The 15849-nt window shown below is 42.0% G+C and carries 16 protein-coding genes; 7 read left to right on the forward strand and 9 right to left on the reverse strand.

Annotated elements, in window-relative coordinates; all coding sequences use genetic code 11:
• The first annotated feature begins 262 nt into the window (after positions 1-262).
• The 4 genes from G400_RS16230 to G400_RS0103990 all read left to right on the forward strand — a co-directional run bounded on the left by G400_RS16230 (position 263) and on the right by G400_RS0103990 (position 5082).
• Positions 263-1822, forward strand: a complete 1560-nt coding sequence (locus G400_RS16230) for a PucR family transcriptional regulator (protein ID WP_017262188.1) — start codon at positions 263-265, stop codon at positions 1820-1822.
• Positions 1823-1904: 82 nt separating this feature from the next.
• Positions 1905-2075, forward strand: coding sequence for a hypothetical protein (locus G400_RS16430; protein ID WP_017262189.1), 171 nt, complete (start codon positions 1905-1907; stop codon positions 2073-2075).
• A gap of 24 nt (positions 2076-2099) precedes the next feature.
• Positions 2100-3566 (forward strand): multicopper oxidase family protein, encoded by a 1467-nt coding sequence (locus G400_RS14415; RefSeq protein ID WP_017262190.1) that lies wholly within the window; start codon positions 2100-2102, stop codon positions 3564-3566.
• A 91-nt stretch (positions 3567-3657) separates the two neighbouring features.
• On the forward strand, positions 3658-5082 hold the full coding sequence (locus G400_RS0103990) for a DHA2 family efflux MFS transporter permease subunit (RefSeq protein WP_017262191.1): 1425 nt from the start codon (positions 3658-3660) through the stop codon (positions 5080-5082).
• A gap of 60 nt (positions 5083-5142) precedes the next feature.
• Here the strand turns inward: G400_RS0103990 and G400_RS0103995 are convergent, their stop codons facing one another.
• Positions 5143-5595 carry a Fur family transcriptional regulator gene (locus tag G400_RS0103995; RefSeq protein WP_026017171.1) on the reverse strand — a complete coding sequence of 151 codons (453 nt, stop codon included), beginning with the start codon at positions 5593-5595 and terminating at the stop codon, positions 5143-5145.
• Between the two features lie 460 nt (positions 5596-6055).
• Between G400_RS0103995 and G400_RS15650 the strand changes: the two genes are divergently transcribed.
• The 3 genes from G400_RS15650 to G400_RS0104010 all read left to right on the forward strand — a co-directional run bounded on the left by G400_RS15650 (position 6056) and on the right by G400_RS0104010 (position 10469).
• Positions 6056-6568 (forward strand): TetR/AcrR family transcriptional regulator, encoded by a 513-nt coding sequence (locus G400_RS15650; protein ID WP_017262193.1) that lies wholly within the window; start codon positions 6056-6058, stop codon positions 6566-6568.
• A gap of 85 nt (positions 6569-6653) precedes the next feature.
• Entirely contained in the window at positions 6654-7487 is an 834-nt protein-coding gene (locus G400_RS0104005) for an alpha/beta hydrolase (RefSeq protein WP_017262194.1), read from the forward strand.
• A gap of 657 nt (positions 7488-8144) precedes the next feature.
• The gene (locus tag G400_RS0104010; RefSeq protein WP_017262195.1) at positions 8145-10469 is read left to right on the forward strand and encodes a glycoside hydrolase family 65 protein; all 2325 of its coding nucleotides are present in this window, start codon (positions 8145-8147) and stop codon (positions 10467-10469) included.
• A gap of 279 nt (positions 10470-10748) precedes the next feature.
• Here the strand turns inward: G400_RS0104010 and pnuC are convergent, their stop codons facing one another.
• The 8 genes from pnuC to G400_RS0104050 form a co-directional block, all read right to left on the reverse strand.
• Entirely contained in the window at positions 10749-11516 is a 768-nt protein-coding gene (gene pnuC, locus G400_RS0104015) for a nicotinamide riboside transporter PnuC (protein ID WP_017262196.1), read from the reverse strand.
• A 405-nt stretch (positions 11517-11921) separates the two neighbouring features.
• Positions 11922-12143 carry a hypothetical protein gene (locus tag G400_RS0104020; protein WP_017262197.1) on the reverse strand — a complete coding sequence of 74 codons (222 nt, stop codon included), beginning with the start codon at positions 12141-12143 and terminating at the stop codon, positions 11922-11924.
• Between the two features lie 109 nt (positions 12144-12252).
• Positions 12253-12669 (reverse strand): zinc ribbon domain-containing protein, encoded by a 417-nt coding sequence (locus G400_RS16235; protein WP_017262198.1) that lies wholly within the window; start codon positions 12667-12669, stop codon positions 12253-12255.
• Positions 12669-13058, reverse strand: coding sequence for a hypothetical protein (locus tag G400_RS0104030; RefSeq protein WP_017262199.1), 390 nt, complete (start codon positions 13056-13058; stop codon positions 12669-12671). Before G400_RS0104030 ends, G400_RS16235 begins: the two co-directional genes overlap by 1 nt.
• Before the next feature lie 30 nt (positions 13059-13088).
• Positions 13089-13682 (reverse strand): zinc ribbon domain-containing protein, encoded by a 594-nt coding sequence (locus G400_RS0104035; RefSeq protein WP_017262200.1) that lies wholly within the window; start codon positions 13680-13682, stop codon positions 13089-13091.
• The gene (locus tag G400_RS0104040) at positions 13679-14137 is read right to left on the reverse strand and encodes a zinc ribbon domain-containing protein (RefSeq protein WP_017262201.1); all 459 of its coding nucleotides are present in this window, start codon (positions 14135-14137) and stop codon (positions 13679-13681) included. Before G400_RS0104040 ends, G400_RS0104035 begins: the two co-directional genes overlap by 4 nt.
• Before the next feature lie 41 nt (positions 14138-14178).
• Positions 14179-15360 (reverse strand): zinc ribbon domain-containing protein, encoded by a 1182-nt coding sequence (locus G400_RS0104045; RefSeq protein WP_017262202.1) that lies wholly within the window; start codon positions 15358-15360, stop codon positions 14179-14181.
• 22 nt (positions 15361-15382) lie between these two features.
• Entirely contained in the window at positions 15383-15823 is a 441-nt protein-coding gene (locus G400_RS0104050; protein WP_017262203.1) for a zinc-ribbon domain-containing protein, read from the reverse strand.
• Positions 15824-15849 lie beyond the last annotated feature (26 nt).

Consider the following 15849-nt stretch of genomic DNA (forward strand, 5'->3'; position numbering starts at 1 on the left):
GCCAGATTGTTTATTGATTACCAGTTCAAGCCAAGGCGTTATTCATAATGAACATAACTTTGCCCGTAAAAGCTTACAGAATTTTTTAGGCTTTAATCAACAAGATTAAATGATTACAGGAAATACACAATATCCTACATGACTTTTTACGTCTTTACGGTAGCGCTTACATTAGGTACGATTAAGTATGAAAGTGCTATCATTTGTGACTTTAATACGTTAAACACGTCGTCCCTGAAGAGATCATTGAAAGGATGAAACGATGAAATTAAAAGAATTGCTTAAACATATCGCTACGAATTGGGAGCTTAGTGTTGATGTATCGCAAGAAATTAGTGACAAGAGCATTGAGAATGTGAAATTGCTTAATGCTTCTGTTAAAGCTAACGAATATGGCACGTTAGGTGTTGTAAAAAATGACGACGGGACTTTAACTATAAGGCTAGACGACTTTGTCTTGGGACAGATCAACCATCGCCGTAGTTCAAATCAAGCTGTTGACGATAAGGACATTCTACAGTTGTTTAACGATATTGCGGATTTATTAATGCTAAAAACAGTTGTCCAGCACAATGTTAGTAAACAGGCCATTAACGCCATAAATGATGATTTTGGTACCTGCATTCGTCAAATTAGTGAAATGCTGGAAAATCCATTAATTTTATTTGACTTAAGTGGCAAAATTATTTCAACGATAGCAACTGATGAGTCAATGACAACTACTCTTGAAAGTGCATTTAAACCCATCCATGGCGAATCATGGTTATTTCAACAACGTGATTTGGCTAATAGCTATGGATTGAAGATTCATTTACGACGGTTAGCTACTGCTGCACAAACAATACCAGTTTTAGTAACATCGATTACTAATCATGAGCAGTCCTTAGGCTATCTTGCTATGGCTACGGTTCAAACACCGCTAAACGCGAAAGTAGTTACAATGTTGCCGATGCTGGCGGAAGTGTTAGGCCAAGTGATGATTAAACAACATGTCACCTTATCAGCGTCTTCGCCACGAGATGAACTACTGACAATGTTATTAACGGAACAACAGCGCAGTTTATTTCCAGCCCAGTTTGCGAAGCAGCACGTAACCTTGCCAGATGCGATGGTATTAATTCGTTGTGAACCTGAATCTGGGCAATCAGCGACCGCACTTAAGGAACGGTTAAAATATTTGATGACACCATTGTTTAAACAATGTTTGTTTACAATTTTTCATCATCAGTGTTTAGCACTTATCTCCATTGGTTTACAGGCCTATAACTGTGACTCGTTTAAAAATAAATTGACAAAAGTGGCCGAACAGGCTGGTTGTCGATTCATTGTATCGAACTATTACACTAGACCGGAGGACACCATTGCAGCCAATATGGTTTGCACACGAACTTCGAAATTGCGGGATCATGAAGAAACAGTTGTTTTTTGCGAAGACGAATTTTTTGATCTTGTGTTAGCGCGAGTACATCATATTGAAATTTTACCGTTTTTTATTAATCCGGCTTTAAGGGCGCTCATGGTTTACGATAAACAGAATCATACGGAACTTGTCAAAACTTTAGATGTATATCTCGAGTCTACATGCAATTTGACGCAAACGGCTAAGTCACTCTTTGTTCATCCTAATACTCTTAGAAATCGACTGATGCATATAACTGAGCTAACGGGCATTGATGTCAAAAATGCAGAGACCTGTTTTAAATTGGCTTCCAGCTTCAAAGTTCGCGCTTTTTTGGAGAAAAACAAATATGTGATTGATCAGTCAATTCCGACGACAGACCAGGAAAGCGATGAGTTTAGATTAAGTGATTTAGATCTATAATCCAAATTAAATTGAAATTTTTCAGCCTTCTGCGATGACATTTTAACTTAGAATGAATACAATGTACTCGGGAGGTGGAGTTATGGGAACTGGTTCTAAACCCATCACGATTTTTTTCGTGATTTTGTATGCGTTTCTGTTTTATTTAGTATTTGCTAACAAGAACATGCTAGCAATGGAAGTGATGGCAGTGGGGATGTTATTGCAAGCCATCATTGATTGCTGGTGTGCTTTTCGCAAGTCAAAACCATGATACATATTTATAGGAGGCGTTCGCATGAGTGAACAGAAGGTTTACAACGATTATTTTTACGATGAACCTGTTTATGATTTGCATGACGGGGGTTATGTGCCGTTGAAGGTACCGGATGTGCCGGAGAAGCCCTTAACAATTCCGAGTGTATTAAAACCAGACAAAGTGGATGGCAATGATGTTTGGTACACCATTCGCGCGCAAGCTGGTGAAACACAAATTTTACCCGGTGCTAAGACGAAGACGTGGGGCTACAATGCATCCTTGCTGGGTCAAACGGTTGTGTTGAAGGATGGTATCCATTATCACGTGCATATCGTCAATGAATTACCTGAAGTGACGACATTGCACTGGCATGGTCTCAATGTGCCTGGCCCTGTCACAGACGGTGGACCACATGCGCCAATTTATCCTGGTGAATCTCGTGATATTGACTTCATCTTGAATCAACCGGCCCAAACGGACTGGATTCACCCGCACCCATGTCCGAACACTGCTCGTCAGGTCTGGAACGGCTTGGCAGCGGCAGTTGTTGTGACTGACGACGTAGAGAGTAAACTACCATTCCCACGCAATTATGGCGTTGATGACATTCCAGTTATCTTGCAAGATCGTAGTTATCACGACAATCAATTGGATTATGATGCCGATTATGACGTGGACGGTACGTTAGGTGACACGCCGTTAGTTAACGGCACCGTTAATGGTGTCTTTAAGGTCACGACGCAACGGGTTCGGTTACGAATTTTGAACGGTGCTGACCGGCGTGAATACCGTTTGCACTTCAGTGATGATCACGAATTCACTCAGGTTGGCTCTGATGGCGGCATTTTGCCAGCACCAGTTAAGTTGACTAAGTTGATGTTGACCTGTGCTGAACGGGCAGAAGTTATCGTTGACTTCGGTGATCACAAACCAGGTGACAGAGTTCAATTGATGTCTGACGATGTGCCGTTGATGACGTTTGAAATTGGCAAGTTTGAACCAGATAGCACGCAGTTGCCAGATCACTTGGTTGATTTGGCCGATTGGGAACCAACGCCAGGTTTGCCCGTTGAAAAGACAGTTATGTCAGGCATGGACGACGAAGTTCGCCTTGACGGTAAGCTGTTTGATATGCAACGAATTGACCGCAAACAGAAGTTGGGTGATGTCGTCGACTGGGATGTGACTAATACAAATGACATGGGTAGTGGCATGATTCATCCGTTCCACATGCATGGCTGTCACTTCTTAGTCCTGTCACGGAATGGTAAGGCACCTTATCCAAATGAACACGGCTACAAGGATGTTGTCGGTGTTAATGCAGGTGAGACCGTCAGAATTCGGGTTATGTTTGATGTGCCTGGGGTCTTCATGTATCATTGCCACATTTTGGAACACGAGGATACAGGGATGATGGCCCAGATTGAGGCTTATGATCCAGACCACCCACAAACGTTCCATTTGTTAAGCATGGATGATGTTAACAACCGAACGAACCAAAATTAAATTAATCGTTGGCTAATATGAGCGGCGTCTTGAATAATTCAGACGCCGTTTTTATGTGAGTCGGCGAACACATAGAGAGAAGTGCATTTGTATGAGTGAGAAAGAGGCAACAGCGAGTGTCGACAATAGGGGGCACGTTTATAATCGATTATGGTTCATCATTACGTTACTAACGGGCACATTTAGTATGTCCATTAGTCAATCGTCCTTATCGACTGCATATCCGACCTTAATGCGCACGTTTAATATCGGAGCACCGCAAGTGCAGTGGATGACGACTGGTTTTATGTTGGTGATGAGTGTCATGATTCCCGTGAGCCCGTGGTTACTGAATAACGTTAAATTCACAACGTTATTTCGTTGGGTGACCGCCATGTTTGCGTTTGGGACATTGCTGTGTATGACGGCGACGAATTACCCAGTATTGCTAATTGGTCGTTTGATTGAGGCACTTGGCGTTGGCATCATCTTTCCATCGTTTCAGACGGTGCTGCTGACAATTACGCCTGAAGATCATCGGGGAGCAACGATGGGCACGGCAGGACTAATCATGGGATCTGCCTTAGCAACCGGGCCAATCGTTTCTGGGATTGTCCTGTCGTTTGCCAGTTGGCGTGGTCTGTTTGTGTTGTTCTTCGTGCTGGTTACCGCTGTGTTTATTCTGTCTTTCTGGACGATTAAAGATGTTATGCCAGTCAATCGATCGACAATGGACTGGCTATCGATTATTTATTCACTGGGATTCATCGGTGTCTTATACGTCCTCAATCAAATTGGGGTAAAGGGTGCTAATTGGTGGCTGACAGCGTTGCTAATTATCAGTATTCTGGCGTTGATTGGCTTTTGTTATCGTCAGTTGCACCGTGACCAGCCGTTATTGGAATTACGAGTCTTCCACAGCCGTTTGTTCACGACTGGTGTGTTGCTAACGGGAGCTTCTTACATTGCACTGATTGTGACCACGATTGTGCTACCGTTGTATTATCAAAACGTGCTTGGTCTTTCAGCACTATTTTCTGGTTTGTCGCTGGTTCCAGCGGCCGTGGGTCTCAGTCTATTGAACCCACTATCCGGTCATTTGATGGATCGAGTTGGACCACGAAACGTTGTCCTTACAGGGATGATTTTGATCGTGCTTGGGTTTGGCTACCTGACTATCTTTGCACGTCATTTAAACGTGTTTAGCTTGATTTTGGCTTCAATTGTGACTGAAGGTGGGAATGCATTTGTTATGATGCCAGCCGTTACATTGGGGGCAAACTCATTGCCGGATAAACTGATTTCTCACGGAACCGCTGTGACAACGACTGCTCGTCAGATTCTGGGATCGGCAGGGGTTGCTGCCGCCACGATTATTTTGACGCGGGTGACGGATGCACATAAGGCTGCTCAAGGTTTACATCAGGCTACACTGACTGGTTATCAGATGACGTTCTTAACTTTTCTGATTATCGGAATCTTAGGTTTGGCATTAACGTTTACCTTACCGCGTGGTAAACAGGCACCAACGAAGTAGGAGTAAGAAAAATCGTCGTTCACATTAATTGTGAGCGACGATTTTTTATTTATATCTGATTTATTTTACATCTGGTGTTAGTCCCAGTTTGCGTTGGCAATCTGGACAATAACCATAGAGTTCGATGTGATCTTCGGTAATCATGTAACCAGACTGTTTAACCGCAGCGCTTTCCAGATTAGCGAAATCATCATAAAAGATGTCCGTAATCTTCCCACAGTTCTGACAAACGGCGTGAAAATGTGGCCGGCCAAAGTAGTCATAGTGTGTTCCGGCATCACCGTTTTCTAATTCAATCACAATCCCTGTTTCGACTAACGTATTTAACGTATTGTAAATCGTTGCCAAGCTTAGTCCTTGGTGAACGGGTTTCAGTTCGTCAAACATGGTGCCAACGTCAGGATGATTGTGGTGTGTCATGAGGTAATGGAGCACAATCTGCCGTTGCGGGGTAACCCGCAGATGTTTGTCCTTTAATACTTTTACCGCTGCTTCATCAATAACCTGTGCTATAGGCAACTCCTTCCTTAGACTTGTTCTAACTTAATATTAAAACACTTTTCTATCTAAATACCAATTAGATGAATTGTCAAGGACTCATGTAATTGACGATATGTCTGAAATTATGGCAGTAAAACACAAAAAAACAAATCGTGACTGCTGTTTTCTAAGCAACGATGATTGGAATTTTTTAAAGCTTCCACAACTAATGTAAGAACTAAAAGGAATTTAGTAGCCACGGTTGATCACTCCTTTTTGATGTTATATTAAAAGTAATTCAGGTTTAGCATGAACAATGATTAAGTAATATGATTTTAAAACTGATCATGCTTTGTTTCTAATCTCTTAAAAATCGCTGGGATGACGGCTATTAAAAGGGTAGAAATGGCAGACTGCCTTTGTGAATCAATTTTGGTTGATAACATTGTGCTTAATCTGAATTTTAAAAAGTTGTATAGGAGAATCACACCAAATGGGGAAAACAAACAGTTTAGCCCAATTTAAGCTTGCGTTGGCAGCGTTGTTAACGACACGCTCATTAACTCAGATCACAGTTCAAGACTTAGTTCGCAAGGCTGATGTTGACCGGTCAACTTTTTACCGCCATTTTTTAAACTTTGACGACTTTCTAAGCTGGTTGGAAAAAGATATGCTAACTGAAATCACACAACAAGTCGAACGTGGCAACAATGATTCACTGGACTTTACAAAATTTTATATGTACGCTGCTGATCATCAAACTGTGCTGAAAGCTTTTCTAGAAAATCAAAAGATACCAGACTTAACTGTTAGATTGAAGGACATTGTTTCTAAAAGGTATCATCGATTATTATTGACGCAACCATCGACGATTCCGCCATCAATTCAAACCGAGTTCCTGATTGGTGGTCATATTGCGTTAATCACATGGTGGCTTAAGCAACAAAATCCGCCGTGTGCACAGAAAATGGCCATTTATCATCAACAATTAAGTCAGCCACGATAATTGCAACACATTTCGGTGAATCTGTTGTTTGTTTGAGATCTTTTCGGCTGTAAGCTTCTAACATCAACGAAAGGATTTGATAAAAATGTTTGTAAAAACGAATGATGAAACGCAATTATATGTTAACAAAATTGGCCAAGGACCAGTCTTGATTTTGGTGCCTGGTGCAAATGGAACAGGTGACATCTTTGGTCAAACGACTCAATTCTTGAAGGCAAACTTCACGGTGATTACTTATGATCGACGCGGTTATGGTCAAACAATTCCCGGCGTGCCATTGCCGGATGAAGCCAAGAATCCTAACAGCAGTTTTCGCATCAAGGCTGATGTCGATGACGTCTTAACCTTAGCGGACACCTTTAATCCTTTAACCCCTGTTTACCTCATGGGATCATCTTCTGGTTCAATTGTAGCGGCTGAGGCGTTTGCCAATGCACCAGCACGTTTTGCCAAAGTGGCGATTCATGAATGTCCGTTAACAACGGTTCTTGATGATAACGGTGCACTTGGCAACACGACCAATAATTTAGTGCAAAGAGTTTTAAAGGGTGACTTTTCTGCCGTTACAGATTTATTTAATCAGATGCATATTCAACCGTTGGATGCACAAATGATGGGACTGGCACCGGATTCTCATCCGGACAAAGAAAAGATGAAATCAATGCTCTTTTGGTTGCAATATGAGTCATCACAATATACGAGCCAAATTATTGATTGGCAAATTTTTGCCGATCATCGTAATCAAGTGGTGCTGCTTAATGGGACAGATTCCGTGGGCTTTCTGCCACAAAAGGTTGACGAGACCATTGGTCAGAAAATTGATGTTCAAATCACTACGATTCCCGGCGGTCATTTGGGGTATGCACAAAAGCCACAGGGATTTGCTAACAAATTAACTGAAAGTCTGTTGGATAAATAAGAATCACTTGTTGTTAATAAGTATGACAAAGGCTAGCGACCTCGTGCGTTGGCTTTTTTGTCGTTTTAAGAAGGAATTTGAAATAAGTATGTTTAAAGTTTGTGACAGTGAGCTTAGTTAGGAAGAATCCGGTCCGTGAAATTGGTTTCGCCCTTAGAACATTGAAATGCTGAGACTTCGATTTGAAACTGAAAGAAACGTCTCTGTATTCGTTCTGCGAATCAAAGCGGTGTCTTGGACTATCTTGATTTGCTGTTGTTAATTTTGTCCTTGACCGGTTCTATTGGCTACACAATAGATTCGTTTATGTAAATGAAGATTGACCGCCGGGAATCATGATAGTATGTGTGGATTTTGCCATTGTGTGTGGGCGTCACCGTTGATACCGAGTCGTGAAGGTGGTGTTAATTCGAATGATTCTGTCGAATTTACAGCACGGACGGTTGGGAAGACTCGTGATCTTGCGAGGCTTCCTAACGAGGTGAAAGACTGTGACTTTCAGGCTTGAACCGGTCCCACGACAAGCGTATCAACGGTGACAACCGACAGTGATTAGAGCACTATTCAATAGTTTAAAGGTAAAATCTTGCGCATATTGAAGCGGTTGCACTATGATAAACACGATGATAACGCTGATTTGTTGGAGATGTAATTCATATGGCAATAAGTGAGCAAAAACAGTCGTTTCAACTTCACTTACAGGATTTAACGAACCGTAATGCTTCATTCTTAGAGACCATCTACGCGTTGGCAAACGGACATCTAGGCGTGCGTGCCAGCAATCCATTACAGGGGAACCTGCGATTAGATGAGGGGATGCCTGGCCTATTTGTTAACGGCTTTTATGACTTGAGTCACATTACATATGGGGAATCATACGCGGGTTACCCAGAAAATAACCAAACCATCGCTCAGTTACCTGACCCACGATACCTCGTCATTGAGGTCGATGGAGAACGATCGGATCAAACGACATTTGCCACTCGAGTTGTGGATAAAAACCTTGATATGGAAACGGGGTTACTCAATGAATTGTTTGAGATAACCACACCTTCTGGAAAAATACTCCAGTTATCCTTATCGACGTTTGCGTCACAGGCTGATGATGGCATTTACTGTGTCAGCTACACCATTCGGCCGATTAACTTTAGCGGGGCGGTAAAGCTGTACAAACAGCACCCCTATATTGACCAGGTATTTACCAGGGACGGCGATATTCGTGCGGTGTCGCGAAATAACATTTTGGATCGACAGTTTTTGAATGCAGACTTTCCGGCTATGCAGATTACGACGCAACGGAGTCAATTGGGGCTAGTACTTATGTGGCGTTATTTGGGCGAAGACTCCTTGGTCAAGTTTGACCGTTCGGACGGTATGCCCAAATACGTAATGGATCTTGATCTCCAGCAAGGGTTGGCAGAATCCTTTGACTTCGGTTATTCTGTTGGGCGGATTCACAGCCTGATGGATGTCGCGATGAACCACACGCAATACTTGAAAAACGCAAACGCACATCTGGAGCATCATTCGTTTTCAACCTTGTTTACAGAATCTGCCCACAAGATGCAGGAGTTTTGGCACAATTCGGATATTCGGATTGATGGTGACCCAGAGACGCAAAAGGGGATTCGCTTTAATCTCTTCCATCTGCATCAGTCTGCTGGTCACGATGGGAAGACCAGCATTCCGGCCAAAGGACTCACCGGGGCAGGTTATGAAGGGCATTATTTCTGGGATACCGAAATGTTTATGCTACCGGCCTTCATTTATACAGATCCACAAATGGCCCGGGCGTTGCTAACGTACCGTTACCATACGTTGGACGAGGCGCGACGTCAGGCCCGGGACTTTGGCTTGGACGGCGGGGCAATGTTTGCTTGGCGGACAATCAACGGGATGGAAGCGTCGCCCTACTTTCCTGCTGGTCTGGCGGCTGTGCATATTAACGCGGATATTGCGTATGCGGTCGCTGAATACGTGCAGGTCACAGATGATCAGGATTTCTTGGTAAAAATGGGATTTGAACTGATCTTGGAGACGGCGCGCTTCTGGCAGCGTTTCGGCAGTTTCGGTATTGATGGGCCTCAGGGCGGTAAGTTTGTGATTAATAAAGTGACTGGACCCGATGAATATTCGGCAATGGTGAATAATAATTATTACACCAACCGGATGGCTCAACACAATTTACGTTTAGCCGTTAGCTATGCTAAACAGCTTAAGAAGAGTCATCCAAGCAAGTTAGAAGAGCTTGGGGTGACCGAAAAGGAATTACAGTCCTTTACACACATTGCAGATAGCATGTACCTGCCGTTTGATAAAGAACTCGGTGTCAAGATGCAGGATGATGGTGCCTTTAACATGGAGATTTGGCCATTTGACCAGACGCCGCGGGATAATTACCCATTGTTACTTCATTACCACCCAATGCGTTTGTATCGCCATCAAGTCAACAAGCAAGCTGATACACTGATGAGTGACTTATTGTTCCCGGCTGATCAAGATATTGAACAGCTCAAACGTGATTTTGATTACTATGAGCCATTAACGACACACGATTCATCGTTATCGCGACCAATCTTTAGTATTCTGGCTCATCGAATTTTAGCGCATCACAAAGCGTACCGTTATATTGCCGAATCAATCTTAACTGATTTAAACAATAGTCAGGGCAATTCCCAAGACGGCGTGCATGTCGGCAATATGGGTGCTAGTTGGATGGAAATGACGCTAGGTGTAGCCGGCATGATTCGCGCTGACCGTGGCTTGGAGTTTCATCCACACTTACCGGTTCAGTGGTCAGCATTGACGTTCAAGATTCGTTATCGTGGCAGTCAGTTTGAAATGCACATCACACGTAATCAAGCGCACTTTAGCCTGATTGAGGGTGATCAGGTGACAATTTACTGTGACGGACAGGAAGTGGCCTTAAGCAGCAAAGCACCAGTCAAACGGATGATGACCGTTAATTTAACGGAGAAATAGAATTGATATTAGGAGAGGGCGACCGGCTTTCTCAGATAATTCAAATGCGACGTTTATGGGGCTTTCTCATGAACGTCGTATTTTTTTAGTTAGATGAACAAAGGACAGTGCTTTGTTTCACACTCGCGGCAATTTCACCAAATTAAAACTGAAGTCTTATGCCCAAATCTATAGAAATAGCCGTAAGTGGCACGAGAAAACCCCGACAACTTTAAAATTGCCGGGGTTCGTTCGATAAATTTAGCTGTGCGTTGCTCTATCTATGTGTTGATACGAAAACTAGTTCTGGTGAACAGCTTCCATTTGTTCGAAGTAGGCTGTTTCTTTCTTAGCTTCAGCAGCTTGGTTCTTTTTGTTGTACCAAGGGGAGATAGTGAAAGCTAAGAAGTCATTCATCAAGTAGACAGAACTGTTAACAAACATGGCTAACGTAGCGTCACCTTGACGGAAGGAAACGGCCCACAAAACCATTTGGGCTAAACCAGACGCAACCCACCAAATGTATTGTTGTTTGAACCGCATGAAGCAGATGACACCGGCACAAGCGGAGATACTGAATGAAATGGCATCAATCCAGGGACGAGGGTCGTTGGTAACTGCGCCAATGACGTAACCGGAGATCCCGTAAACAACTAATGTAGCAATAATAGCAACTGTGGTACTGCGCCATGTAAATGAACGAATTTTGCTGACCATGTTTTTGTTCCAGCTTGGGCTTAGCAAAACTGGCAGGTCAAGTGTGGCCATGTAAACAATCTGTTCACCGATGGACAGGTAGTTTTTGGCAGAAAAACCAACATAAATAAAGCAAAGTGCTGATAATACACCAAGCAAACCGTTAACACTCTTAGCTTGGTTGATGGCTAAGATACAAAGTACCCCAAGTGTCGTCCCGATGAACGTGATCAGACTAACCAAACTGAAGGGGTTTGAAACTAAGGTCATCACTTGGGCACCTAATGAAAAACCGAAGAGCCAGTATGAAGCTTTGTGCCAGCCAGTTAACTGGTGGCCGAGAAACTTAAAATAATTGGTAACGTGACGCATGAAAAGATCTCCATTCTATGATTTGTATTTGTGGCCCGGTAGAAGTAAAAGATTCAGGCCCGCAACGCACTGATAGATATGTTAGCACCCAGACCGTGGAAAACAAAATGCCTGTTAAACGCTTATTGTATGTAGCATGGGTTACCAGTACGTGGTGATTTGAGACCGTAATGGCGGCGTTGAGAGCTATTTTGTGGTGGACACAAGATGATGTGAAAACTTTTTTGAAAAATCTATATATTGTATATGAAAGTTGTGAAAATGAATGAAAACGATTTGCTATAATTTTTGAATTTCAACGGTAAAACCGTGTCAGAGCAAAGAAAAGGCTCCATAAAATGGCTGTGAAAGCCCATTTTATGGAGCCACAACATCTAGATGCCTCATTGAGGGGGAGTGAGTCAACTAGATGAGTTGGAAACTAAGTTGTTGGTCGCGCAGTTTGAAAATCTGACCGAGGTGACTGAAACGTAATTGCAGGCGTTTAACGCCATCCAAGTTAGTGTCCAGAATTTCAATGCGGTAAGCGGCAGTTGGCGCCGGGTGAATCAGGTTAAATGTGATGTATTTACCTTTAGGGAAGTGAATGCTGTGATGGCCAAGTTCGTTATGGAAAATTGTAATCATAGTTATTCCTCCTTGTGTTTGCTAAGTATGAGTACGAGTTTAGCATGCGTTTTAGGGGAGGGGTAATTATGTGCTTGTGATGATTTTTTAGAGTACGAGGTTTAAAAGTTTAATAAGTTGAAGACCCGATTATAGCTCCAAGAACAACTCCAAGAATTCCGCAAATGATTGACGCAACAATTAGAATCAATCCCTGTGTTTCATTTTTCTTACGTGCTGCAAATCCCAAGGCCACACCAATACCACCAAAAATAATGGGAATGAAAAATAGCGAAACGGCAGCTGACATCCAGCCGAGGATTAAGAAAAGTCTTGAGTTGTTATTAGTTTGGTTAGCAGCATCATTAAAATTTTGAACCTGCGCAGGCTGAGGTTGTTGAGCGTGCGGTGAGTATGATTGTTCATATGATGAGCCAGATTGCGCTTCGTGTTGTGTATCATCCGTCTGATTAAAAGTAGCACCACAGTTAACACAAAATTTTGCATCCGCTTTATTTTTTGCTCCACATTGTTGACAGTATTTCATTATTTATTTCCTCCAAGGTGTAGTAGGTTACTTTTCTGCCATGGGATTACGGCTGTAAAGTTTGATGCGACAAAGTCTATTCCAGTGTTTTCACCCGAAAAATGAATTAAGGTTGTTGAAATTCTTCTTTTAAATTCGACGCCTAAAATTTGATTGATTGGAATTAATTTTGGTTCCCCAATAATTTTTCCTGAAAATGTCGATGGAATGAGTACCAACCCTTGATCCTCAAAGCAAATAATATTATTTTTGGTTCCCAAAATTGCTAACCAGGTAATCCACAAATTATGATAATCGTGAAGAGACATTACCTGAACAAAGTTATTAGGCTTATTTGAATATCCATGAGCGACTTTGAAATTCACAATTTCTTGGATACTAGATGCCATTTTGTTCACTTCCTTTTACAGTTTGCACGCTTAAAAATCATCTTCAACGGCATAAGTTAAGTCACCATCTACGTATCTCCAAAGTGCACGCTGCGAATTTTCTGGATTTACGATAACTAAGGTCCAGCCTGATCCAACCTTTTGCTTAATTGATTTGGATATTTTTTTACCAGTAGCTTGAATGTCCGCATCTTCATCGTAATAGACTTGTTTATCAACCATCTGCTCCATGGAGTCGATAATGTCGCTGTCTTTTGCTTCTAGTCCAACTGCTTTTTTTGATTTATTAATCACGACTTTGTAGTCATCCTTAGCAGTATGTGCTTGAACACAACTTCGTATCTTTTGGTCTGTTGACTGCGGTGGATTCTGGTGGATAACTATGCCAACTATACTGCCAATTATTAAGAGAATGATAACCAGTGTCGCCCAAAGATTAGCATTACTCTGTGGCTGGTCAGAGTGTGAAATTGAGTCAAAAGCAGCGGTCTCACTGTTTGCTACTTTAGTCTGCGTTGAGGAAGGAGTTGGCTCTGTGTTAGGGAATTTAAATCCACAGTTTATACAGAAGAGGGCGCTTTCGTCGTTAGGTGTTCCGCATTCCGGACAATACTTTTTGTTCATAAGGAATCTTCTTTCATATCAGGCGTTCGCAAATTTTTGTCTTTCCGCTCCACGTTGAGAATTCCGTCTGCGTAAAGCATAAGTGTAATTTTTGTTTTAGTTGAAGTAGTTTGAAAGGGCGAAAGAATGACACGATAATTTGCTATACCATCCAACCCTTTTATACCCAAAATGGATTTTAGGTTTTGGATCATTGTCTTCCAGGCTTCCGTGTAATTTTCGCCTGCTCCAATAACCTCTACAGAAGCGGCTAATATAAATCCGTTAGGTATTCCACCTGTAGTTATTGTGAGAGTGTCGGGCTGATCAACATTTGTTTCAAAAAAATTTGCGCCAGGCAAATCTGTGTTAACTGGGACATCTTGAAGATTCGTACCGCATTTTAAACAGAACTTAGCGGTATCGGAGTTTTCCGAATCACATTTAGGACAGCGTTTATATCTTTTAACTAACATGTTTCAATTTCTCCATATAGAATTTATTTCATTACCTAAATTTAATCTGCAGTATCTCCATCAGCGTCATCATTAGTATCTGTAGTGTTGTTATCGTTTTCGTCGTCATCGCTGGTATTGTCATCAGTATCGTCATCAGTTTGGTCTGAATCATCACTGTCGCTGCTGGAGCTATCATTGCTATCGGCATCACTGCTGTAATTGTTGCCGTCTCTTGGGACGACATTGCCGTTCGGATAAACATAATAGTCTAGACTGTCATAGCTACTCATATTAGAATCTGTAGAGCGCTTTCCTCGAACCCAATAGCATTTGTTCCCGTTGTCGTCGGTACTCATGTTACTTCCGGTAGTGCCCATAATGCTCCAACTGACGGGTACACCGTGGATGCTGTTGCCGACATTGGCCTGAACGGCAGCGATTGCTTGTGTACCAGAGGTTATCGACTGAGTAGATTGTGAGCTAGAAGAACTTGAACTGGCAATACTACTTGAATCACTATCAGCACTTGGGTGATATCCGTCACCTTTTCGATTAGGTTGAGAATTGTCATTTTTTAATTTTTCGGTATTGCTCAGCTTTTGCAGTTCCAGATTGTTTTTGCCATAGATCCAATAACCATCGGAATTTAAAATATCAGAGATTTCCTTGCCTAAAACTTGACCATAGACCAAGTATGATTTTCTTTTTGCTTTAGGCTGAAGGGTTATTGTGGTAGACCCAGTTTCTAAATAAAGGTCACCAATATTGGAAGATATTTTATTCGGAAATATCTGTATTTCTTTATTTGTAGGATTAGCCAATTCAATAAATAGTCGAGCGTTTAGAGATTGAACGCCTATGTATTGCTGAATTTGAAACTTGATACCAAGTTTTTTAAGGTCTGAGGATGAAAGCTGATCAAGCTCTTTGGTTTCGGTTTTAGAATTATGTGATTTCTTTTTGGATGAGTTAGTTATCTTTGCAACGTTGGTCGTGGAAGTATGATGTTTAACAGATTTTGGTAATGTTTTTGACCAAACAATTCCAGCTGCGATAGCCACTGCCAATAAGGACAGAAGGATGATACTGTTTCTTACAATATGTTTATGAGAACTAGACTTTGTTTGTGTCTCTTGCGTGGGCTGGATGCCTTGAAGACTTTTACCACAGTTGCCGCAAAATTGTGCTGTAGCGGAATTTTTGGCGCCACAGTGAGGACAGATGATTGAATTGTTGTTCATAATTGTTGATACTCCTTTATTTTTAGAAGAATGACATGAACGTAACAACGCTAGCAGTTATGCCCATGAGGAAAATCTGAAATAGGCTGTGTCCATTTAAACTTGAACCGTTTAGTTGGGTAATGACTACGCCGCCCAATATGTTAAAAGCAGTTGCCATCACTCTCCAGCCACTTGCATAGAATGCACCACTAAAACCACCAATAATGATGGCTACCGTGACTCCCAAATTACGGCCTTTTAGATTTTCCTGATGACCAATGCTCGTTTGATGATGTTCTTGCTCAATTTTCGGTGCAGGTGAAGAATTAAAATGGTCTTCAGAATCATTAAATGATTTTGTTGATGCAATTGTGGCAGAATCGGGTGTTTCAGACTGAATGATGTCAAAGTGAAACCCACAGTTTATGCAAAATTGAGCGCTAGTTTTGTTTTGTGTGCCACATTGAGGACAAAATTTCATACTGATACCTCCAATAGGTAAAAAGG

This window comes from Furfurilactobacillus rossiae DSM 15814, from assembly GCF_000428925.1.
In the GTDB taxonomy this organism is placed as follows: Bacteria; Bacillota; Bacilli; order Lactobacillales; family Lactobacillaceae; genus Furfurilactobacillus; species Furfurilactobacillus rossiae.